The organism is Dokdonella sp., assembly GCF_049593775.1.
Classification (GTDB): domain Bacteria; phylum Pseudomonadota; class Gammaproteobacteria; order Xanthomonadales; family Rhodanobacteraceae; genus Dokdonella.
This window is the reverse complement of record NZ_JBAWHJ010000279.1, coordinates 1-21,458: the sequence shown is the minus strand read 5'-3', so window position 1 is coordinate 21,458 and position 21,458 is coordinate 1. Positions and strand designations below refer to the sequence as shown.

23 protein-coding genes are annotated in these 21,458 nt (G+C 60.0%); 15 read left to right on the top strand and 8 right to left on the bottom strand.

What is annotated here, in order from left to right; translation table 11 throughout:
- From lptC to WBP53_RS09960, 3 genes are all read right to left on the bottom strand, one after another.
- Window positions 1–505: LPS export ABC transporter periplasmic protein LptC (gene lptC, locus WBP53_RS09970; protein ID WP_423928461.1), on the bottom strand; the 505-nt coding region annotated here is incomplete at its 3' end.
- Between the two features lie 51 nt (window positions 506–556).
- Window positions 557–1,105, bottom strand: coding sequence for a 3-deoxy-manno-octulosonate-8-phosphatase KdsC (gene kdsC, locus WBP53_RS09965; RefSeq protein WP_423928459.1), 549 nt, complete (start codon window positions 1,103–1,105; stop codon window positions 557–559).
- Window positions 1,106–1,214: 109 nt separating this feature from the next.
- Window positions 1,215–2,237: a KpsF/GutQ family sugar-phosphate isomerase gene (locus WBP53_RS09960; protein WP_423928457.1), complete on the bottom strand. Its 1,023-nt coding sequence runs from the start codon at window positions 2,235–2,237 to the stop codon at window positions 1,215–1,217.
- 168 nt (window positions 2,238–2,405) lie between these two features.
- On the opposite strand from WBP53_RS09960, the gene WBP53_RS09955 reads away from it, so the two are divergent.
- Both WBP53_RS09955 and murA read left to right on the top strand, forming a co-directional pair.
- Window positions 2,406–2,642 carry a BolA family protein gene (locus WBP53_RS09955; protein ID WP_423928455.1) on the top strand — a complete coding sequence of 79 codons (237 nt, stop codon included), beginning with the start codon at window positions 2,406–2,408 and terminating at the stop codon, window positions 2,640–2,642.
- Between the two features lie 105 nt (window positions 2,643–2,747).
- Window positions 2,748–4,007 carry a UDP-N-acetylglucosamine 1-carboxyvinyltransferase gene (gene murA, locus WBP53_RS09950; protein ID WP_423928453.1) on the top strand — a complete coding sequence of 420 codons (1,260 nt, stop codon included), beginning with the start codon at window positions 2,748–2,750 and terminating at the stop codon, window positions 4,005–4,007.
- A 120-nt stretch (window positions 4,008–4,127) separates the two neighbouring features.
- Here murA and WBP53_RS09945 read toward each other — a convergent pair whose 3' ends face one another.
- The 3 genes from WBP53_RS09945 to purM all read right to left on the bottom strand — a co-directional run bounded on the left by WBP53_RS09945 (window position 4,128) and on the right by purM (window position 6,633).
- Complete coding sequence (locus tag WBP53_RS09945) at window positions 4,128–4,856, bottom strand: DUF3108 domain-containing protein (protein ID WP_423928451.1); 729 nt, start codon at window positions 4,854–4,856, stop codon at window positions 4,128–4,130.
- A gap of 61 nt (window positions 4,857–4,917) precedes the next feature.
- A complete protein-coding gene (gene purN / locus WBP53_RS09940) occupies window positions 4,918–5,592 on the bottom strand; it encodes a phosphoribosylglycinamide formyltransferase (protein WP_423928449.1) in 675 nt (224 codons plus the stop codon).
- 3 nt (window positions 5,593–5,595) lie between these two features.
- Complete coding sequence (purM, locus tag WBP53_RS09935) at window positions 5,596–6,633, bottom strand: phosphoribosylformylglycinamidine cyclo-ligase (protein ID WP_423928447.1); 1,038 nt, start codon at window positions 6,631–6,633, stop codon at window positions 5,596–5,598.
- A gap of 107 nt (window positions 6,634–6,740) precedes the next feature.
- On the opposite strand from purM, the gene WBP53_RS09930 reads away from it, so the two are divergent.
- The 5 genes from WBP53_RS09930 to WBP53_RS09910 all read left to right on the top strand — a co-directional run bounded on the left by WBP53_RS09930 (window position 6,741) and on the right by WBP53_RS09910 (window position 12,355).
- Window positions 6,741–7,529, top strand: a complete 789-nt coding sequence (locus WBP53_RS09930; protein WP_423928445.1) for a DUF2066 domain-containing protein — start codon at window positions 6,741–6,743, stop codon at window positions 7,527–7,529.
- Window positions 7,530–7,535: 6 nt separating this feature from the next.
- Window positions 7,536–8,093 carry a CDP-alcohol phosphatidyltransferase family protein gene (locus WBP53_RS09925; RefSeq protein ID WP_423928443.1) on the top strand — a complete coding sequence of 186 codons (558 nt, stop codon included), beginning with the start codon at window positions 7,536–7,538 and terminating at the stop codon, window positions 8,091–8,093.
- Complete coding sequence (locus WBP53_RS09920; RefSeq protein ID WP_423928441.1) at window positions 8,074–9,297, top strand: AI-2E family transporter; 1,224 nt, start codon at window positions 8,074–8,076, stop codon at window positions 9,295–9,297. Before WBP53_RS09925 ends, WBP53_RS09920 begins: the two co-directional genes overlap by 20 nt.
- The gene (gene hda / locus WBP53_RS09915) at window positions 9,294–9,983 is read left to right on the top strand and encodes a DnaA regulatory inactivator Hda (protein ID WP_423928439.1); all 690 of its coding nucleotides are present in this window, start codon (window positions 9,294–9,296) and stop codon (window positions 9,981–9,983) included. Before WBP53_RS09920 ends, hda begins: the two co-directional genes overlap by 4 nt.
- 293 nt (window positions 9,984–10,276) lie before the next feature.
- Window positions 10,277–12,355: a M13 family metallopeptidase gene (locus WBP53_RS09910; RefSeq protein ID WP_423928437.1), complete on the top strand. Its 2,079-nt coding sequence runs from the start codon at window positions 10,277–10,279 to the stop codon at window positions 12,353–12,355.
- A gap of 70 nt (window positions 12,356–12,425) precedes the next feature.
- On the opposite strand, the gene murU is transcribed toward WBP53_RS09910, so the two are convergent.
- Together murU and WBP53_RS09900 are read right to left on the bottom strand one after the other, a co-directional pair.
- Window positions 12,426–13,169 carry an N-acetylmuramate alpha-1-phosphate uridylyltransferase MurU gene (murU, locus tag WBP53_RS09905; protein ID WP_423928435.1) on the bottom strand — a complete coding sequence of 248 codons (744 nt, stop codon included), beginning with the start codon at window positions 13,167–13,169 and terminating at the stop codon, window positions 12,426–12,428.
- Window positions 13,166–14,236, bottom strand: coding sequence for an aminoglycoside phosphotransferase family protein (locus WBP53_RS09900; protein WP_423928433.1), 1,071 nt, complete (start codon window positions 14,234–14,236; stop codon window positions 13,166–13,168). The genes murU and WBP53_RS09900 overlap by 4 nt, the downstream gene beginning before the upstream one ends.
- 147 nt (window positions 14,237–14,383) lie before the next feature.
- Here WBP53_RS09900 and WBP53_RS09895 point away from each other — a divergent pair, with 147 nt between their 5' ends.
- From WBP53_RS09895 to WBP53_RS09860, 8 genes are all read left to right on the top strand, one after another.
- Window positions 14,384–14,833, top strand: coding sequence for an SUF system Fe-S cluster assembly regulator (locus WBP53_RS09895; RefSeq protein WP_423928431.1), 450 nt, complete (start codon window positions 14,384–14,386; stop codon window positions 14,831–14,833).
- An 85-nt stretch (window positions 14,834–14,918) separates the two neighbouring features.
- Window positions 14,919–16,391, top strand: a complete 1,473-nt coding sequence (gene sufB / locus WBP53_RS09890) for a Fe-S cluster assembly protein SufB (protein WP_423928429.1) — start codon at window positions 14,919–14,921, stop codon at window positions 16,389–16,391.
- A complete protein-coding gene (locus WBP53_RS09885; RefSeq protein ID WP_423928427.1) occupies window positions 16,388–16,729 on the top strand; it encodes a DUF3703 domain-containing protein in 342 nt (113 codons plus the stop codon). The genes sufB and WBP53_RS09885 overlap by 4 nt, the downstream gene beginning before the upstream one ends.
- Before the next feature lie 55 nt (window positions 16,730–16,784).
- Window positions 16,785–17,222 carry an N-acetyltransferase family protein gene (locus tag WBP53_RS09880; RefSeq protein WP_423928425.1) on the top strand — a complete coding sequence of 146 codons (438 nt, stop codon included), beginning with the start codon at window positions 16,785–16,787 and terminating at the stop codon, window positions 17,220–17,222.
- A 30-nt stretch (window positions 17,223–17,252) separates the two neighbouring features.
- Window positions 17,253–18,014 (top strand): Fe-S cluster assembly ATPase SufC, encoded by a 762-nt coding sequence (gene sufC, locus WBP53_RS09875; RefSeq protein WP_423928423.1) that lies wholly within the window; start codon window positions 17,253–17,255, stop codon window positions 18,012–18,014.
- Entirely contained in the window at window positions 18,014–19,345 is a 1,332-nt protein-coding gene (gene sufD, locus WBP53_RS09870) for a Fe-S cluster assembly protein SufD (protein ID WP_423928421.1), read from the top strand. Before sufC ends, sufD begins: the two co-directional genes overlap by 1 nt.
- On the top strand, window positions 19,342–20,598 hold the full coding sequence (locus WBP53_RS09865) for a cysteine desulfurase (RefSeq protein WP_423928419.1): 1,257 nt from the start codon (window positions 19,342–19,344) through the stop codon (window positions 20,596–20,598). The genes sufD and WBP53_RS09865 overlap by 4 nt, the downstream gene beginning before the upstream one ends.
- 8 nt (window positions 20,599–20,606) lie before the next feature.
- Complete coding sequence (locus WBP53_RS09860; protein ID WP_423928417.1) at window positions 20,607–21,143, top strand: GNAT family N-acetyltransferase; 537 nt, start codon at window positions 20,607–20,609, stop codon at window positions 21,141–21,143.
- The last annotated feature ends 315 nt before the right edge of the window (window positions 21,144–21,458 follow it).

The window sequence follows — 21,458 nt, the reverse complement described above, 5'->3', positions numbered from 1 at the left end:
CGCGCAGGCCTGTGCCTCGCAGTATAGAGCCGGGTTGGGTAATCTGCGCCGACGCCGCGGTCTCGAGCTTCTTGGCCTTTGGCATGGCGGTCAAGTCGGAGGTGCGCAGGGTTGCCGGCTTTACCGTCTCGGATGTCACCCGCTGCATCACCACATTGCCCTCGAGCTCCATCAGTGATCCATCCTGGTTGACCCAGGCGGCATCCGAGGTGCCAATCCAGGGATTGCCATCCTTGTCGACCATGACGTAGTCCGGCGTGGATACGAAGATCGAGCCATCTTCACTGCGCCGGGTCAGGCGGGGTCCACTGATCGTGAAACTGAGCTTTCCGTCGGCATCAAGGGCGTTGAGCGAAAAATTGTCCAGGGTGTAACTCGATCGGGGCGGGCCGCTGAATGTTGGCTCCATCGGCGGTGGTCGAGCCAGCCAGACAAGGATCTGGCTGCCTGCAGCGAGCACTGCAAGCAGAACGACGAGGATGACGAATCGCCGGTCGATCACCATGATCCATGACCTGCGGCAGCCGATGGCCCGGGACGGTTTCCGGACATCGGATCAGTGTCCGGCAAGATGCAAGGCCAGTTCCGCGTCAGCCTTGCCCTGCGCGTGGATCAGCAGGTCGCAGACTTCACGCACGGCACCCGATCCACCTGGCCGGTGCGTGCACCAGTGGGCCTTGTCACTCACCCAGGGGTGCGCATTTGCCACGGCAATGGCGAGCCCCACCTGGCTCATTACGCCCAGGTCGGGAAGATCATCTCCCGTGTAGGAGCACTGGCTCGGCTGCAACTGCAGCGCATTCAGCAATTGCTCGAAGCAGGCGCGCTTGTCTTCCTGACCCTGATAGACGTGGGCCACGCCGAGATCGGCCATGCGCTGCGCGACCAGATGGGAAATCCGGGCGGTGATGATTGCGACCTCAACACCATTGGCCAGCAAGCGCTTCAGGCCGAGACCGTCATGGACATGGAACGCCTTCAGCTCATGCCCGTCTTCGGAATACCAGAGGTGCCCGTCGGTCAGTACGCCATCAACGTCGAACACCGCCAGCTTGACGCGGGCGGCACGTTCGCGGATGTCGGTGGGAATGTCGGTGTAGGGCATGAATTCAGAGCCGGGAGCAGGGAATGGGAAACTGGGAATGGTCAGGAGCCGGAGCCAGGCAATTCAACGCTATTGATTTGCCCATGGCCCATTCCCGATTCCCGCAAGATCAAACCACTCTCGCCCTCAACAGGTCGTGAATGTTCAGCGCACCGACGACCTGATTGTCGTCGCTGACGACCAGCAGCGCATGGATCTTGTATGCCTCCATGACCTGGGCGGCTTCCACCGCGAGTTTGTCGGCGGTAATGGTCTTCGGGTTGGAGGTCATCAGCCGCACGACGGGTGTGTCACGAAGGTCGATGTTGTCGTCGTCAACGGCGCGGCGAAGATCGCCATCGGTAAACACGCCAAGCAATTCACCAATCTCGTTGGTGACGGCGGTCATGCCGAGGCCGGTTCTGGTCATTTCGACCAGCGCCGTGGTCAGCGAGGCATTCTGGTCGACGATCGGAACCTGCTTGCCGGAATGCATGATGTCGCTGATGCGTACAAGCAGGCGCCGTCCCAGGGTGCCCGCAGGATGCGAGCGCGCGAAATCCTCGGAAGTGAAACCGCGCGCTTCAAGCAGGGCGATGGCGAGTGCGTCACCCATGACCAGGGCGGCCGTGGTGCTGGCCGTGGGTGCCAGGCCGAGCGGACAGGCCTCCTCGGATACGGAGACATCGAGATGGACGTCGGCCAGCTTGGCCAGCGAAGAAAACTCATTGCCGGTGAGTGCGATCAGGGGCACATTCTGACGCTTGATCAGCGGCAGGATGGTCAGCAATTCATCGGTTTCCCCCGAATTGCTAAGCGCCAGGACGACATCCTTCTGGGTAATCATGCCGAGATCGCCATGACTGGCCTCGGCCGGATGTACGAAAAAGGCCGGTGTACCCGTGGAAGCGAGGGTTGCGGCAATCTTGCGTGCGATATGGCCCGACTTGCCGATGCCGATGACCACGACCCGACCCTGGCACTGGAACATGAGCTGGCAGGCTTTCAGGAAATTGCCGTTGACGCGAGCCTGCAGGGCCTCGATCGCCCGCGCCTCGGTGGCGATGACGGTCAGCGCGCTCTTTCGAATGGTTGATTCGTCGAGCTCAGGCGAGGTCAGGGAGTAGATTGAGGGGTTCAGTTGGGCATTCATCAGGTTCGGGTTCAGCAACGAAATATCCGGTAATGCAGGCGCTGGTTTTCGGTGGAGCTCTATTTTGAGTACCATTCGCTTTCCCTATTGTATCCGTTACCCCCTTCCGGCGCTCAAGACGTACCGGACGGGCCTTCCGTCGCAACAACGTCAGGATCTCGCCATTTCATGGACACCCGCACCATCCACGATCTCATCCAGACAGGAATTCCCGACGCGGAAATCACCGTTGAAGGGCCGGACGGCGTACATTTCGAGGCGAGGGTGGTCAGTTCCACTTTCGCAGGGAAATTGCCGCTGGCACGCCACCGCATGGTTTACGCTACGTTGGGTGGGCACATGGGGAATGCCATACATGCACTATCGCTTCGTACACTGACCCCGGAAGAGGCGACCGGAGCCTGACTGTCGAGTCGCCGACCCGGCCAAGCCGGTGCCGGCCGTACGCCTATTCCCCGCGGTTCGGGGCAGCATCATCTCAGTACCTTTGAATCAGGAAATACGCGGGCAATGGCCAAAATTGTAATCAACGGCGGTGAGCCGCTTCACGGTGACGTCCAGATCTCGGGCGCCAAGAATGCGGTCCTGCCGATCCTTGCCGCCTGCCTGCTGGCCGACGAACCGGTCAGCATTGCCAACGTGCCGCATCTTCACGATGTGACGACGACCATGGAGTTGCTGGGCCAGATGGGCGTGCAGCTTGTCGTCGATGAGCGCATGAAGATCCATGTCGATCCGCGCACGACCGATCGGTTCTTCGCACCCTACGACCTGGTCAAGACCATGCGAGCCTCGATCCTCGTGCTCGGCCCGCTGGTCGCCCGGTTCGGCGAAGCCGAAGTGTCGCTGCCGGGTGGCTGTGCCATTGGTTCGCGCCCGGTCAATCTGCACATCCAGGGTTTGCAGGCACTGGGTGCCGATGTCCGGGTCGAAAATGGCTACATCAAGGCCCGGGCCAAGCGCCTCAAGGGCGCGCATATCGTGCTCGACCTCGTCACCGTCACCGGAACCGAAAACCTGATGATGGCCGCGGTGCTGGCCAAGGGAACGACGGTCATCGAAAACGCCGCGCAGGAGCCCGAAGTCGTGGACCTGGCCAACTGCCTGAACAGCATGGGCGCGAAAATCAGTGGTGCCGGCACCAACTCGATCGTCATCGATGGTGTCGAACGTCTTGGCGGAACCGACTACGAGGTTTTGCCCGATCGCATCGAGACCGGCACCTTCCTTGTTGCCGCTGCGATCACCGGCGGCAAGATCAGGGCCAAGCGCGCACGTCCGAAGACGCTGGATTCGGTGCTCTCGAAACTCGAGGATGCCGGTGCGCACATCAACACCGGTGAAGACTGGATCGAGCTCGACATGCGTGGCAAGCGGGCCAAGGCCGTCAACATCACGACTGCACCGTATCCGGCCTTCCCGACCGACATGCAGGCCCAGTTCACTGCACTCAATTGCGTCGCCGAAGGTGTCGGCGTCATCACCGAAACCGTTTTCGAGAACCGTTTCATGCATGCGCTGGAATTGCAGCGCCTGGGTGCTGACATCCAGCTCGAAAGCAATACGGCAATCATCAAGGGTGTGAAGGAAATGACCGGCGCCCAGATGATGGCGACCGACCTGCGCGCCTCGGCCTCACTGGTGCTTGCGGGATTGGTCGCGACTGGCGACACGACCATCGACCGGATCTACCACATCGACCGCGGCTACGAAAACATAGAGGAAAAACTCGGATCGCTGGGTGCTCGAATCAGGCGCCTGCCTTCTTGAAGCGGGAGGGGTGAGCAGGGAGTGGCAATTCGGAAGAGCGGCGGCGTTTCCGCGCACCAACGACATTCCGGCAGCGCCTATCCTGTTGCGAATCCCGGCTTCTAGTAGCCGGATGGCTGCTCATCCCGGCACCTGGCGCCGTTCTATCGAAGCCAGCTTGAGGGTGATGACCTCGGCCTTGTTCTTGTCCTTGCTTTCGACATGCTCGATCTGCACCGGTATCCAGCCGTTGGCCTGATCAAACCAGCTTTTTGAAGTTCGATTCTCGCGCACGCGCTCAAGGCAGCGTGTAGTGAACGTGCCCGCCGGAACGCTCATGCTGGACTGGCCGCATTCGGTGTAGTTCACATCCTCGATGGCGCTTTTGTGTGCGACCTTGTACTCGAAACGATCCGAGTTTCTCGACAGGTCCGAAGCGAGTGCGAGCGTCAGTGCGTGGCGGTCTATCGTGTAGGGAACCAGGCCGTAGCGGACGTCGCTCTTGCCGTCGACCATGTGTACTTGTCGCGCATCCCAGTCGAACTCGCCGTGGCGAGCTCGATTCTTGAACGCAATGTCCTGCCTGAAATCGTAGCTGAGTGTCTCGGGTCGGCCATCGACCCAGCGGACGACGGATTCTTCAGCGACATCCAGTCCGGCCATTTTCGCCAATGCGGAGGTTCCAACCGTGCTGGTTCGCAAGGTCCAGGTTGAGTCGGGATTTTCGCTCAACTGGATCGTGGTGCGGGCGACTTCCTTGTTGTTGCGCAGGGCGACATATTCCGCCTTGAACGCAGCGATCGGGGAATTGGCAAATGCGACCGTACAAGGCAGCAGTGCAAGCAGGAGCAGGGCGCGAAAATTTTTCAAGGAAGTTGCCTCATCGGATCGAACGGCATTCTGGATCAGTACGCATGAACGGAGCCTGCCTTCAGTCCGATGACCGGACCAGGCTGTCGTCATCCTGAAGCTGCAAGGGCGACCCCAGCGCAGAGCCATCCAGGCAGACTACTCCGGATGACCAGCTGACACGACCGCTGGCAATCATCCCGACACTGCTTGCGAGCAGGCGATGCTCGAGCGGCAGCAGCCGGTCGGCCAGGTCAGGGGGCGTGTCGCCTTCACGAATTTCCATCCTGACCTGTGCGATCAGCGGACCACCATCCAGTTCCGCCGTGACGAAATGAACGCTGGCTCCGTGTTCCGAATCACCCGCCTCCAGGGCGCGCCGGTGCGTATGCAAGCCGGTGTGGCGAGGTAGCAGGGAGGGGTGGATATTGATGACGCGTCCAAGCCACGGTGCAATGGCCAGCGGATCGAGGATGCGCATGAAACCCGCCAGCACGACGAGATCAGGCTCAAGCGCTCCAACCTGCGCAAACAGATCGCGGTCGTAGTCGAGGCGACTGGCGGACTGGCGGGGATCGACCGCGATCGCCGCAATGCCCGCGTCGGCGGCAAGCTCTAGCGCTTTTGCTGCCGGCTTGTCGGAGAGGACTCCGACGATCCGGATCGGTAGCCGACCGTCCTGCTGCGCTGATACAAGCGCTTGCAGGTTGCTGCCTCGACCCGAGGCCAGCACCACGACCCGTATCGGCTTGTTCATCGGCTAGCGAATGTGGACGCGATCATCGCCCTGTGCGGGCACGATTTCGCCAATCGTCCAGGCTTGCAGGCCCAGTGTTTCCAGCGCATCCAGCGTGGAGCCTGCATGTTCGCGCGAGACAATCAGCGTATAGCCAATTCCGCAGTTGAACGTGCGCCACATTTCCTCGCGGGCGACATTGCCTTCGCGCTGCAACCAGTCGAAGACGGCAGGCGCCTTCCATGCGCTGCTGTCGATGTCGACACCCAGGCCTTCGGGTACGACGCGCACGATATTTTCGCGCAGTCCGCCGCCGGTGATGTGGGCCATGCCGTTGATCGTCAACTGCTGCATGAGCTTGAGGATCGGCTTTACGTAGATCGCGGTCGGCGCCATCAGCGCATCCGCCAACGTGGTGCCGCCCAAGTCGAGGTCAAACGGACTGCCTGCGCGTTCGACAATACGCCGGATCAGCGAATAGCCGTTGGAATGAGCTCCGGAAGCCGCGATGCCGATGATGGCGTCACCCGACTGGATCCGGCTGCCGTCGATAAGCGCGAGTTTCTCGACTGCGCCGACGCAAAAGCCGGCCAGATCATATTCTCCCGGCGGATACATGCTGGGCATTTCCGCAGTCTCACCGCCGATCAACGCACACCCTGCCAGTTCGCAGCCCGTGGCGATGCCGCCGACCACGGCAACCGTGGTGTCGACATCAAGTTTTCCCGTCGCGAAATAGTCGAGGAAGAACAGCGGCTCGGCGCCCTGGACCAGGACATCGTTGACGCACATTCCGACCAGATCGATGCCGATCGTGTCGTGGCGATTGAGGTTCTGGGCCAGCTTGAGCTTGGTGCCTACGCCATCGGTGCCGGAAACCAGCACAGGTTCGCGATAGCGTCCCCCCAGTTCGAACAATCCGCCAAATCCTCCCAGTCCTGTCATCACTTCCTTGCGGAAGGTTCTGGCGACCAAGGGCTTGATGCGGTCGACGACTGCGTTGCCAGCGTCGATATCGACACCAGCGGATCGGTAGGTAAGGGCCTCGTTATCGTTCGACATGCTGAAAAGCCGGGTACGCGGGGCCGCGCATCATATCAGTCTGGATGGACTAGGTAAGGACCCTTCGGGCAGACTTGCAGCCATTGTCGTCGTGTCTGGGGTTCCTGATGAGTGCTACTGACTTTGGTGGATCGGCGCGTGCCGGCCAGCAATCGCGGGATGCCGCGCGTTCCGCTGCTACGGCCCAGGCGGCCGCCGCAGCCAATAATCCGTCCCGGTTGACGCGACGCAGCGGTCGCTGGGTGGCCGGCCTGGCCTTGTCGATCCTTCTGCTGTCGGCCGGAAGCACGGCACTGATCGCGGCCCCGGCGACCTATTCAGGCGAGGCGCCTGTCGTCAGCCAGTCGGAAGCCGAACGCAGCGAGGCCCTGAAAACGGCACTGGCCGAAGTCGTGATCCGGATCAGTGGCGATCCCGGCATCCTCGCCAATGGCAATGTGGCGGCGGCCGTGGCCGAGGCCGGCAAGTACGTCCTCCAGTATCGCTACCAGCGCGGTCCGGCATCCGCAGATCCCGCGGACACCGCATCGCCACGCCTGATCCTGGTCGCGGAATTCGACAGCAATGCCGTCGACCGCATGCTCGCTGGCCTCGGTCTCGGTTCAGCCAGTGCTGCAACTGCCATCGATACCACGCCAACCGAGCAGCAGATCTGGATCAGCGGAATTCATTCCGCGGATGACTATGCGCGAGGGCTCGGCTATCTCTCCAAACAGTCTCTGGTGCGCCAATCGTGGCCGGTCGAGGCGCGCGGAGACGGGCTGCTGGTGCGCCTGACCCTAAGCGGAGGATTGCAGCGCTGGCTCGATATTGTCGATGGCGAAGGTGTGCTGAGGGTCAACAACGCCAGCCCGCCGCTCGAAGGGATCGATGCCACGCTGGTCCTGAATCCCTGATCGCCGATGCTGCGCCACCTGCCCAATCTGATCACGGGGCTGCGCGTTCTGCTGGTCTGGCCGGTCTACTGGCTGATCCTGAATTCTGAATTCAAGCTTGCCCTGTTGCTGGCGGCTGTTGCGGGAATCAGTGATGCGGTCGACGGATTCCTGGCCAAGCACTTTGGCTGGCAAAGCCGGCTGGGAGGCCTGCTCGATCCGCTCGCCGACAAGCTGCTGTTGCTCGCGGGATTCTCCGCATTGACCATGATCGGCGCGATCCCGGTCTGGTTTTTCGCCCTGGTGATTGGTCGCGACGTGCTTATCGTTTGCGGGGCGGTTGCCTATCACAACCTGATTGGTGCGTTTGATGCGCAACCCAGCAAGCTTTCGAAGCTGACCACGGTGGTGCAGATCCTGTTCGTGCTTGAGGAATTGTTGCGCCTGGCCTGGCTCCCGGATATCCCCGGCCGGCAGCTCCTGCTTCTGCTCAGCGCAGCGCTGACCCTGATCAGCGGTCTACACTATGTGCTGGTCTGGTCGCTCCGCGCCAGGAGAACTCTGCATGAGCGCAAATCCCGATAAGATTCCCCCGATGCCGAGCGGCACGCTAGATATTCGACTCAAGTGGTTGATTCTGGTCGCATTTGTTGGTTGGGTTCTGTACCTGATGGGGCCGGCCCTGGTGCCGTTCGTGATTGCGGCGCTGTTCGCCTACCTGTTCAACCCCCTGGTGCAGAAGCTGCAGGGCAAGGGCGTCGGCCGTAGCCTGGGGACCAGTCTGGTCTTCCTGATCCTGACGCTAGCGCTGGTTGGCATCGTGCTCGTGCTGATTCCATTCATGGAGCGGCAGGTGTCCAACTTCATAGATCAATTGCCCCGATGGGCGGCGTGGGGGCGCAACGTTGCCTCCCCCTGGATCGAATCGCATTTTGGAATCAGCCTCGAGTCCTTCGACAGCGAAGGCCTGATCAGTATGTTGCGTGGCCACTGGAAGGAAGCGGGAGGATTTGCCACCGCGGTCTTGGCCAAGGTCTCCAAGTCCGGGTTTGCCATCGTTGGATGGATCGTCAACCTTGTCATCATTCCGGTCGCAGCGTTCTATCTGTTGCGCGACTGGAATGTCGTTGTCGAGCGTATTCACGCACTCGTGCCGCGTTCGATCGAACCGGTGGTGGCTCGCCTCGCACACGAATCGGACGACACCCTGGGAGGCTTCCTGCGCGGCCAGCTCAGCGTGATGATCATTCTCGGCACGATCTACGCGGTGGGCTTGTCGGCCGTCGGTATCAGTGTCGGACCATTGATTGGAATGATCGCCGGCCTGATCAGCTTCGTGCCCTACATGGGTGCCATTGTCGGTGTCGGCATGGGCGTGGTGGCAGCACTGGTGCAGTACCAGGACATGTTGCACGTCGTTCTCGTGCTGGCCGTGTTCGGAGTCGGGCAGATGCTCGAAGGCTATGTGCTGGTGCCGAAGCTGGTTGGCGACAAGATCGGAATGCACCCGGTTGCAGTCATGTTCGCAATTCTTGCCGGTGGCGAAATGTTTGGTTTCGTGGGCGTGCTGCTGGCCTTGCCGTTGGCGGCAGTGATCATGGTCCTGCTTCGCTACGCGTACGAGCGGTACACGCAAAGCGAGATGTACAAGGACTCGGAGTCGCCGATTCTGGTGTCTGGCGCGCTGCCTGATGGCGAACCCGCAGAAGCGGCACCACTGGCTGAACCGATCGGAGGCGACAAACCGGCAGGTGCAGTGGAAAAGTCGGAAATCGTTGGCGACAAATGAACGTGCAAATTCCGTTGGCGCTTCGATGGCCTGCCCATCAGCGGTTCGAGAGCTTTGTCGCCGGTCCGAATGTCGCCGGCGTGAATATCCTCTGCAACGCATCGAATACCGGAGAGCCATCAAGCGTCTTTCTCGCAGGTCCGACCGGTAGCGGCAAGACCCATCTGCTGATTGCTGCGTGCGCGCAGGCTTCTGCCCAGAGTCGCAGCGCCCAATATATGGATCTCGCTGCATTTGCAGCGCAGCGTTCCGAATCGATTCGCCGGTTCGGCGGGAGTGAGCTCCTGGCCATCGACAATGTTCAGCAGATAGCCGGTGAGCATGACGCCGAGCATGCGCTTTTCGATCTTCACAACCGCTGTCGTGCCGATGGAGCAATCCTTGTTTTTGCTGCCAACGATCAGGCAGGCGCCCTCGGCCTGGAATTGCCCGACCTGGTATCCCGGCTATCGGCGTGTACGCAAATCGTTTTGCGTCCACTCGATGAGGCAACGCGACGTCAGATCGTGCGCGATCTTGCCAGCGTGCGCGGCCTTGAATTCGATGATGCCGTGCTCGACTGGCTGTTCACGCGGAAAGTGCGCGACATGGGATCCCTGGTTGCACAGCTGGATCGTATCGATCGCGCGACGCTTGCAGCGCAGAGGCGCGTAACCGTGCCCTTCTTGCGCAGTCTCTCGGATTGAACTTGCGTGCCCGCGGGTCAGGCCCGAGATGAGCGGGCTTTCCAGTCATGTCTGAATTCGTTGGAAAACAGGATTGACCATTCACTGATTCAAGGCATGCCAGTTCGTTCCGTCATTGATGCGCCGAATGGGCGGCATTTGACGTGCCCGACCCGGCTGCCCAGACTGCGCGGTTATCCAATCAGGGTGTATCCGCTTGCTGTTGCAGTTGCGTGTGTGAGATTCAGGGATTAGTGCATCAGCAGCGAAAATCGAGGACAAACGAAATGCCAAAAGTGACTATCAGGTCGTCCATGTTGACGGCGGTCCTGCTGCTTGCTGGTTGCGGAAACAGCCAGCAAGCCAGCGAACAAGCTGCCGCAGTGCAGGAAGGTGAAACCAGTTCTGCTGTAGCCGAAACCGCACAAGCGGCCATCGGCAATTGGGGCGTCGACTTGTCAGGACGCAACGAAGGCATTGCACCGGGTGATGACTTTTTTCTCAGCGCCAATGGCAATTGGCTGGACGCTCACGATATCCCGCCTGACAGAAGCAGCTATGGCGTGGGTGTTGAAGTCCACGAGCGCGCACAGGAGCGAGTCAAGGCTATCATTGAAGAGCTGGGCAGCCAGGGTGGGGCAGAGGGAACTCCCGAGCAGAAAGTGGGCGACTACTACGCCAGCTGGATGGATACGGAAACCGTCAACAGCCTCGGTGTTGCACCCCTTCAGGGCGACCTGGATCGCATCGCCGCCATCGCGGATATGGCCGGGCTGACGGAAGAGTTTGGCCGGGCAGGTTATGTGGGTGGTGCCCGCGTGATTGATGCAAGCCTGGGAATCGACCCGGCTGACCCCGACAAGTACAACCTGAATATCGAGCTCGGTGGCCTGGGCTTGCCCGACCGCGACTACTATCTTGAAGACACCGAGCAGTTCGGGAAACTTCGCGCGGCCTATGTCGCACACATGGCGGAAATGCTGACGCTTGCCGGTATCGACGATGCTGATGCAAAGGCCATCGCAATCATGGAATTGGAAACCCGTGTTGCCAGGCTGCAGTGGGCCCGTGCGGATCGCAGGGACAGGGACAAGACCTTCAATCCGACCAGCGTCGCCATACTGAAGACGGACTACCCGGGGTTTGACTGGGACCTTTACCTGGCCTCAGGCGGAATCAACGGTCTCGAGGAGATCAATGTCAGTCATCCGGATACCATCCAGCCACTGATTGAACTGCTCGGCAGCGAGCCGCTGGAAACCTGGAAAGCGTATCTGAGCTATCACCTGATCTCGAACAATGCCGATTTCCTCTCCGCGGAGATTGATGACGCCAACTTCAAGTTCCAGGGCACGGTGATGCAGGGCAGTGAATCCCAACTGGATCGCTGGAAGCGTGGTGTATCGCTCGTCGGCGCGAAACAGGGGCTGGGTGAGGCGCTGGGTCAAATCTACGTAAAGCGGCACTTCCCGGAGAGCTCCAAGCAGCAGATGGAAACTCTGGTTGAATATCTGCGCAAGGCCTATGGCGAGCGAATTGCAGAACTCGACTGGATGGGTGAAGACACCAAGGTTGAAGCGCAGGCGAAGCTGGCAAGTTTTCGCCCGAAAATCGGTTACCCGGACCAGTGGCTGGATATCGAGGGCATCACCATCGACAGGGCCGACCTGTTCGGCAATTCCCGTCGGATCACGAAGTTCTTTGTAGACTATGACGCGGCCAGGTTGCAGCGTGAAACCGACAAGGATGAGTGGTTCATGATGCCGCAGACCGTCAATGCCTATTACAACCCAAGCTTCAACGAGATCGTATTTCCGGCGGCCATTCTCGAGGCGCCGTATTTCGATCCGAATGCCGACCCGGCGGTCAACTACGGCGCCATCGGCGCAATCATCGGGCATGAGATGGGACATGGCTTCGATGACCAGGGATCGAAGTCCGACGCCAGGGGCGTGCAGCGCAACTGGTGGACGGATGCCGATCGTTCGGCGTTCGAGCAACGCACGAAATCGCTGGGCGAGCAGTTCGGCAGCTATGAAGCGGTGCCCGGAACCTTCGTCGATGGCAGCTTTACCATGGGTGAGAACATTGGCGATCTGGGTGGCGTTGACGTTGCCCTGTACGCATACAAGCTCTCGCTTGAGGGCAAGGAGGCGCCAGTCATCGATGGACTGACCGGCGAGCAGCGTTTCTTCCTCGCCTACGCGCAAGCCTGGCGATCAAAATCGCGTGACGAAGCGACTTTGCAGCGATTGAAATCCGATCCGCATTCACCGCCGAAATACCGGGTCAACGGCATTGTTCGCAATGTTGACGCCTGGTATGACGCTTTCGGCATCAAGGAAGGCGATGCGCTTTATGTCGCCCCTGAAGATCGAGTAACCATCTGGTAGCGACTCGGCCTTCAGCCAATGTCGAACATGGAAGTTCGTCTTTGCATACGGAGGCTTGTCCGCGGCGCCCTCAGGAGTTCGGATCCGGGGCGGCCGTGCGCCCGCTCAAGCGATCATCGAGCTCGGCGAGGCGACCAGGGGTCCCGACATCTGTCCAGTGACCGCTATGGTGCTCGCCACTGACTTCGCCACGGCCCATTGCTGCGCGCAACAGATGCGCCAGTGCGAATCGCGGAGGGGAGTTGTCGATGGGGGCGTGACCGGCCTTGTCGAGATCGTCCTGCCAGTGTGCGAACAGCGAAGCGCGGTAGAGACCGATGCCCGAGTAGGTGAGAAGTGGTGATCCGGTTGCCTCGACCAGCCCGGATGATGCGAGATGGAAATCTCCGCGTGGATGCTGTTCCGGATTGTCCACAAGCAGCAGATGAGCCTGTCCGGCCAGTTTCGTCGGCAGGCGGGCGAAATCGTAGTTACTCCAGACGTCGCCGTTTACCACCACGAAGGGTCCTTCGCCAAGGATCGGCAGTGCATTGAGCATGCCGCCACCTGTTTCCAGCGGGATAGGACCTTCCTCTGCAAAATGGATTTGCAGGCCCCAGCGACTGCCATCTCCCAAAGCCTGGGGAAATTGGCTGGCCAGATGCGAGGTATTGATGACCACGTCGCTGACCCCGATCCTGGCCAGCGATTCCAGATGCCATTCGATCAGCATCTTGCCGCCAACCCTGAGCAGTGGTTTTGGCGTGGCGTCCGTCAATGGGCGCATGCGTTCGCCACGCCCGGCAGCGAATATCATGGCGCGGCGGAAACTCATGTTGCAGGCGTTTCGCGAACGGCGCGGATATTGCGATCGCCCATGGCGCGTTCCAGCAGCTCGAGGAAGTCGGTCAGCTCCGGATAGCGGCCTGCGACTTCAGTCGTGTAACGCCAGACCAGGGGCAAGTCGTCGAGATACTGGTTCTTGCCATCCCGATACCAGAGCCGGCAGAAGATACCGAGTACCTTGATATGGCGTTGCAGGCCGATCAGGTCGAACCAGCGCATGAAGCGCGTGGTGTCGATCTCCGGTCCGATCTGGTGGCTGGATAGCAGGCGCATGCGATAGCTTTCGACCCAGCCGTTTACGTGCTCGTGGTCCCATTCGATGTAGCAGTCGCGCAACAGCGAAACGAGGTCGTAGGTAATCGGACCGATCACGGCATCCTGAAAATCGACTATGGCCGGATTTTCGAGCAATGGTGACCCGCCGTCCGACTCCGTGCGTGACATCAGCAACAGGTTGCGGCTGTGATAGTCGCGGTGCACGAAAGCGCTGGGTTGCTCTTCGGCAGATTCGGCCAGGAAGGAAAATGCAGCTTCGATGATGTTCGCGTCTGCTGCAGTCGTCTGGTATCCGAGGTGACGATCCAGGAACCACGTCGGCAGCAACTGCATCTCGTCGATCAGGCGCTGACGGTCGTAGTGCGGAAGACCGTCGACTTTCACTTCACGCTGCATGCGGGAAAGTGCATCGAGTGCGTCGGCATAGAGAGCATCGGCGCTCTGGTTGTTCAGCTCGGGCAGGTAGGTGCGTGCGCCAAGATCCTCCATGAGGATGAATCCCTGACCCGCGTCGACAGCAAATACCTCGGGTGCATGCAGGCCGGCGTCCCGAAGTCGAGTGCCGATATCGAGCCACGGCGCGAGATCCTCCTTGTCCGGCGGCGCGTCCATGACCACCCAGGTTGCGGGGCGACCGGGGGCCTCGGATTGGGCCGAAACGCGCCAGTAGCTTCGGAAACTCGCGTCTGCCGACGCGCGTTCGACATGAAGGTCTTGCCGGCCAAGCCGGGATTTGACGAATTGACGCAGTTCGACGGCGCGATCAGGGGTCGTATTCAAGGGATGTACTGCCTGGAAGCCATGCCGACAGTCTAGCCGGAAGCGCGCGCTGCCGGCTGGTTGCCGGGGCAGCGAGAGCCTTGATCGGGGCTTGATTTGTAAGCCTTCGATCTAAATAGTACAATTTCGGTCCTAAATGGAGTCGCCATGCTTCGTGTCAGCAAACTTACCGACTACGCGACCGTCGTCATGACGTGCCTTGCCTTGTCCGAAAGCGATGAAATTCTCAGCGCCCAGCAATTGGCCGAGCGCGCCCATCTGGAAGTGCCCACGGTCAGCAAGCTCCTCAAGCAACTGGCACATGCCGGGCTCGTCGAGTCCAAGCGCGGCGTCAACGGTGGATATCGACTGGCTCGCGTTCCGCGGTCCATCAGCGTTGCCGATATCGTCACCGCGATGGAAGGGCCGATCGGCATGACCGAATGCTGTGCGCATTCCGGCTCCTGCCATCACGAGCCGCATTGCGGAGTCCGCGTCAACTGGCAACGCATCAGCCAGGCAATCCGTGTCGCGCTGGAAGGGGTAACCCTGGCCGACATGATATCGGTGCCTTCAAGGCGACCGATCGGAATACCGGTCAACGTGGCCATTGCATAGCCGGCCAGGGCGCGGCGAACGCCGAGCCCGGCCAGATGCCAGAACGATTCGTACAGCTACACGCTTCAGGAACCAGCGAATACCCATGACAACCGAAACTCAAATCGCGGAACCCATCTCGGTTAGCGGCAACGAACAGATCGTCGAGGCGATGAATCGTCGTTATGAGGCCGGGTTCGTCACCGATATCGAGACCGACAGCTTGCCGCCCGGCCTCAACGAGGACGTGGTGCGCTGGATTTCGAATCGGAAAGGTGAACCTGCCTGGATGACGGAATGGCGCCTCAAGGCTTATCGGCACTGGCTGACCATGATTCCGCCCGAGTGGGCGAAGCTGCGAATCGAAGCGATCGATTTTCAGGCGATCAGCTATTTTGCCGCGCCGAAAGAAGGCCCCAAGTCGCTGGCAGACGTTGATCCGAAGCTGCTGGAAACATACGAGAAGCTCGGGGTGCCGCTGCACGAGCGGGCACGCCTCGCAGGCGTCGCTGTCGATGCCGTATTCGATTCGGTTTCCGTCGGTACGACCTTCCGCAAGGAGCTGGCCCAGGCAGGCGTGATCTTTTGCTCGATGTCCGAAGCGCTGAAGGAACATCCGGACCTGGTTCAGGCCTACCTGGGTTCGGTAGTACCAACCGGCGACAACTACTTCGCAGCTCTCAACTCGGCCGTGTTCTCCGACGGCAGCTTCGTTTTCATTCCGAAAGGCGTTCGTTGCCCGATGGAACTGAGTACCTATTTTCGCATCAACGCGATCAACACCGGCCAGTTCGAACGCACCCTGATCATTGCCGAGGAAGGTGCCAGCGTGTCGTATCTGGAAGGCTGCACGGCACCGATGCGTGACGAGAACCAGTTGCACGCCGCCGTCGTTGAACTGGTCGCGCTGGACGATGCCAGCATCAAGTACTCGACCGTGCAGAACTGGTATCCCGGTGACGAGAACGGTGTGGGCGGCATCTACAATTTCGTCACCAAGCGTGGCGATTGCCGTGGCGCACGCTCGAAGATCTCGTGGACCCAGGTCGAAACCGGCTCGGCGATTACCTGGAAATATCCGAGTTGCGTGCTGCGCGGGGATGATTCGGTAGGCGAGTTCTACTCTGTCGCGCTTACACACCATCATCAACAGGCCGACACCGGCACCAAGATGATCCACATCGGGCGCAATACCAAGTCGAAGATCATCGCCAAGGGCATCAGCGCGGGCCGCGGCCAGAACAGCTACCGGGGCCTGGTCAAGATCGAGAAGGGTGCAGCGGGTGCGCGAAACTACACCCAGTGCGATTCGTTGCTGATCGGCAAGCAGTGCGGTGCGCACACGTTTCCGTATATCGAAGTGAGGAATCCGAGTGCGATCGTCGAGCACGAAGCGACCACTTCGAAAATTTCCGATGACCAGATGTTTTATTGCCGCTCGCGCGGCATTGCCGAGGAAGACGCCGTCTCGCTGATCGTGGATGGTTTCTGCAAGCAGGTGTTCCGCGAGCTGCCGATGGAATTTGCGGTCGAGGCCAAGAAGTTGCTTGAAGTATCCCTGGAGGGAGCCGTCGGATGAGCTGGAAGTCCGGACAGAAGGAGGCGTATTCACGTGAGCTGGTTGCGGCGACACTTGCCCGGTCCCGTGGAGATGCGCAATCGGAGTTCGCTCACCTCGAGCGCGCGCATATTCTTGGCCAGCGCTACACCATTGCACACACGCTCACGCACTGGCGCATGTTCCGTTTTGGACTGCGGCGTCGGAACATCCGGGAAGTCTTCGGACAGGTTGTGAGGATGCTTGCGGCACTGACCAAGTCAAGAATCTGGGTACCGCTGGGAAATACCGGTGGCGCCAACGTCAATCCGTTTCGGCCAATGCCGGTCCCTGAAGACTTGCGCGCCTATGTCGATTGATTGCCCCGGGCGCAGCAGCTTCGGCTGGTGGTGAATGATGAACATCAAAAAGACAATGCGATTTCGACTCGCTGAAGAACACGATATTCCCGGCATGACCGAAGTCAGGCTTGCCGTAGTGGAAAACCGTTTGTCCGACCCGGGATGGTTGACGCGACAGATGTGGATGGATGCGTTGGCAGGTTCAGGAAATGCCTGCAGCTGGGTCTGCGAACTGGATGGCCGGATCCTCGGCTTCTCAACCGGTCGCGTCAGGCACGCAGACATCTGGGCACTGTTCGTTGATCCCCGGTTCGAGGGACAAGGTATTGGTTCGCGACTGCTGGAGCTGGCGGTTGAATGGATGAATGACCAGGGCGTGGCAATCATCGAACTGAGCACGGCTGATCGTAGTCGTGCGGATGTGTTCTACCAGCGCAAGGGTTGGCGGCGCGGTGAACGCAACGCCAAGGGCGAAGTGGTCTTTCAGTGGCAATGCAATCATCCCGGATAGAAGCCGGGTTCGATCAACGGAAAACACGAAATGTTGAAGATCAGCAATCTGCATGTCCGCATCGCGGGCAAGGATATCCTTACCGGCCTGGACCTTGAGGTGAAAGCCGGCGAAGTGCACGCCATCATGGGTCCGAACGGCGCTGGAAAGTCGACGCTCGGCAATGTGCTTGCCGGGCGCGAGGGCTATGAGGTAACCGAGGGTTCGATCACCTACAACGGAAAGGACCTGCTCGCGTTGGAGCCGGAGGAGCGCGCTGCCGAAGGCGTGTTCCTGGCATTCCAGTATCCGGTCGAAATACCTGGTGTAAACAACACCTATTTCCTGCGCGCCGCATTCAATGCGCAGCGCAATCGTCGTGGCGAGCCCGAGTTCGATTCCATGCAGTTTCTCAAGCTTGTTCGCGAGAAGCTGGCCGTGCTGCACCTGAAGGATGAATTGCTGCATCGCGCCGTCAATGAAGGTTTCTCCGGCGGAGAAAAGAAGCGCAACGAGATATTCCAGATGGCCCTGCTCGAGCCAAAGCTGGCGATCCTCGACGAGACCGATTCCGGCCTCGATATCGATGCGTTGAAGATGGTCGCTGACGGGGTCAATGCGATGCGTGATCCGCAGCGTGCTTTCGTGGTCATCACCCACTATCAGCGTTTGCTCGACTACATCATTCCCGATTACGTCCACGTGCTCGCGGATGGCCGAATCGTTGAAAGTGGCGACAAGTCCCTGGCGTTGAAGCTCGAAGAGCATGGCTACTCGTGGATCGCCGAGCGCAAGCTGGCCGGAGCGGCCTGATGACTGCTGGCTTCCTCGAACCGCTGCTCGCCGACGGCGCAGCCGCCGCCGGTGGGCAGTCCGCCTGGCTGGCAGACGTGCGCGAGCACGCAATACAGCAGCTCGCGCGCGACGGCATGCCCGGTCCACGCAGCGAAGCCTGGAAGTACTCCAGCTTGCGCGCCCTCGCTCAGCGTCGATACCAGCGCGGCGATGACGATGCAAAAGCGCGTGCGATTGCCCCGACCCTGCTGGACCTTCCAGGCATCGATGGCCCGCGCCTTGTGTTTGTCAACGGTGCCTTTCGTGAGGATCTGTCGAACATCCCGGCAATAGACGGGCTTCGCATGCAAGCGCTTTCCAGCCTGCTGGAATCCGAGCCGGATTCCCTCCAGCCTTATCTGGCGCGTTCCTACGATGACGGTTCCGATGTATTCGCACGGCTCAACACGGCGCTCGCATTTGATGGCCCGGTGATCCGTGTTGCCGCGGGCAAGCGGATAGATCCAGTCGTGCATCTGGTCATGGTTGGCGCTGAAGCCACGAGTGAACTTGCATGGCAGCTTCGCGGCATCGTCGAGATTGGCGAAAGGGCGAAGCTGACCTTGATCGAGCACCACATTGGAGAAGACGGGCAGCGACACTTCGGCAACCAGCTCACCCAGATTTCCATAGCTGCGCACGCGCGACTGGATATGCTGCAGATTCAGCATTCGGCGGAGTCATCGAGCCTGGTACGCCGCACAGAGGCAGACCTGGGTGTCGAAGGGCATTTCGAATTGCGATCGATCGAGGCTGGTGCACAGTGGATGCGACATGATCTCGTGGTTCGTCTCGAAGGAGATCGCTCGCGTTTCACATCACGCGGCGTGTTCGCCCTGCGCAATCGCCAGCATTCGGACACACGACTGGATGTTCGTCACATCGCCCGCGATACCGCCTGCGACATTGTCTGGCGCGGAGTTGCCGACCAGCGATCGCGCGGGGTATTCCATGGCGCGATCACGGTTGAGTCCGGTGCCGATGGCAGCGATGCCCAGCTCAGCAACAAGAACCTCCTGCTTTCGGAGCAGGCCGAGATCGATACCCAGCCTGTCCTCGAAATCCATGCCGATGAGGTCAAGGCGGCCCATGGCGCAACCGTGGGCCAGCTCGACGAGAGTGCCTTGTTCTACTTGCGCACACGCGGACTATCCGTGGATGAAGCGCGCTCGATGCTGACTCTCGCGTTTTGCCGCGTTGCGTTTGATTCCATCGAGAATGAAGTGTTGCGCGAACACATTGATACCCTGTTGCTGGATCGCCTGCCAATCATGTCGGATGGTTCGACAGATGCAGGGAGCATTGAATGAATGCCTCTTCGCCATCCAGCAAGGGCGACCAGGATGCTTTCGACGTCGAGCGTATCAGAGGCGATTTCCCTCTGCTTGCGCGGACCGTCCATGGCAAGCCACTGATTTACCTGGACAGCGCCAATACTTCGCAAAAGCCGGCAGCCGTGATCGACTCTGTCGATAGATTCTATCGACACACGAATGCCAACGTTGCACGCGCCGTACATGCGCTGGGCGAAGAAGCGACCAGCGCCTACGAGGCGACCAGGGACAAGCTGGCCAGATTCATCAATGCGCCTTCGCGCGATGAAGTCATTTTCACGTCCGGTACGACGCAGGCCATCAATCTGGTCGCCTACAGCTACGCGCTGCCCAGGCTGCAGCCTGGTGACACGATCCTCGTCACGCAAATGGAGCATCACGCCAATATCGTTCCCTGGCAGCTCGTTTGCGAACGCAGCGGAGCAACCCTCAAGGTTGCGCCAATCAATGAAGCTGGCGAGCTGATTGTTGACCCCTTTGTCGAGCTGCTGACGCCTGACGTAAAGCTTGCTGCGGTCACGCACGTATCGAATGTTCTCGGTACGATCAATCCGATTTCGGCGTTGTCGCGTGAGTGTCGCAAGCGAGGCATTCCACTGCTGGTTGATGGTTCACAAGCTGCGCCGCACCTGCGCATCGACGTTCGCGCCCTGGGTTGCGATTTCTACGCGCTGACCGGGCACAAGCTTTTCGGCCCGACAGGTACCGGCATGCTTTGGGCCAAGCGGGAACACCTCAACGCCATGCCACCGTTTTTTGGTGGTGGCGAGATGATTCGCGAAGTTAAATTTGAAGGCACGACGTTTGCCGACATTCCGCACAAGTTCGAAGCGGGGACGCCAAATATCGCCGGATTTGTCGGGCTGGGTGCTGCGCTGGACTACGTCAATGGCATTGGTTTGGAGAAGCTTGCGGGGCATGAGCAAGCCCTGCTTTCACACGCGACCGAGTCCATGTCGAACGTGCCGGGCTTGCGCATCATCGGCGAGGCTGTCGAGAAGGTGCCGGTAATTTCGTTCCTGATCGAAGGAGCGCATGCGCACGATCTGGCCACGCTGCTCGATCACGAAGGTGTGGCGGTACGTTCCGGCCATCACTGCGCGCATCCGCTGATGCAGTTTTACGGTGTTGCGGCGACCTTGCGAGCGTCGCTTGCGTTCTACAATACGCACGAGGAAATCGATGCATTCCTGGCGGCGCTTGAACGTGTCCGCAAACTTCTTGCCTGAGACCTGCAATGACTGAACTGAATTTTCGGGCAGCGACCCTGGAGGATGTCGATGCGATCATTCCTCTTGTCGAATCCGCCTATCGTGGCGAGGCCAGTCGCAAGGGCTGGACTACGGAAGCCGACTTCCTCGATGGCCAGCGAATTGATCGTCAATTGCTCGAGGAGTTGATAGGGCGTTCCGATGCGCGGGTGGTCCTGCTTGAGCGTGGTTCGCTTTTGCTGGCGTGCTGCGAATTGCAGGACCAGGGCGGCACTGCCTATTTCGGCATGTTTTCCGTCAGGCCTGATGGGCAGGGCAGCGGTACTGGCAACCTACTGCTGGCGGAAGCCGAGCGCATTGCTGCCGATGAGTGGCATTGCAACGAAGTACGCATGACCGTGATCGACATCCGCAACGAACTGATTGCCTGGTACGAACGCAGAGGCTACCAGCGCACTGGCGAATACAAGCCGTTCCCCTATGGTGACGAGCGCTTCGGCATTCCACGTCGCGACGACCTGCGCTTCGAAGTGCTGCGGAAGTCGCTGACCCAAAAAACCTGAAACCGATGGGCGTTGGCAGGATTTCAAGTCGAGTCGGTCCGGCTATTGAGCATCGCATTGGCTCAGCCCAACCTGCGAAAGCGAGAAGCTGTGCGGCTGCCATGTAGGTTGGCGGTGAGCGCAAGCGAACCCCAACGTTGTTGAGACGAATTGAAGGTTCGACGTCCAGGCTATCTTGCTGTTGGGTATCGCATTCGCTCAGCCCTACTTACGAAAGCGAGAAGCTGTGCGGCTGCCATGTAGGTTGGCGGTGAGCGCAAGCGACCCCCAACGTTGTTGAGACGAATTGAAGGTTCGACGTCCACGCCATCTTGC